We start from the raw sequence: 248 nt of genomic DNA on the forward strand, positions 1-248 counted from the left end.
GGCAAAGCTATGTCGCAAAGTATGCGGACTTACCTTTTTTCTTATGCCTGCTAGCATGGCAGCACGTTTAACAATTTTTTGTACGCTTGTAGAGCTGTACTTCTTTCCAATTTCCCCTTCTAACAAATACTCTTTGGGGCGGTAAATCAAATAATATTTCCTTAGGTCTGCTAGTAAATTATGACTCAATATAGTGTATCTGTCTTTGTTCCCTTTAGCATCTTTGATGTGGATGAGCATTCGATCAC

The 248-nt window shown here is 38.7% G+C and carries 1 protein-coding gene; it reads right to left on the reverse strand.

All coding sequences use genetic code 11. The features are described 5' to 3' along the window. Nucleotides 1–248, reverse strand: a 248-nt coding sequence (locus E1171_RS25000; RefSeq protein WP_155202969.1) for a tyrosine-type recombinase/integrase, incomplete at both ends; no start/stop codon positions are given.

Origin of the sequence: Xanthovirga aplysinae, assembly GCF_009711365.1 — a bacterium.
Classification (GTDB): Bacteria; Bacteroidota; Bacteroidia; order Cytophagales; family Cyclobacteriaceae; genus Xanthovirga; species Xanthovirga aplysinae.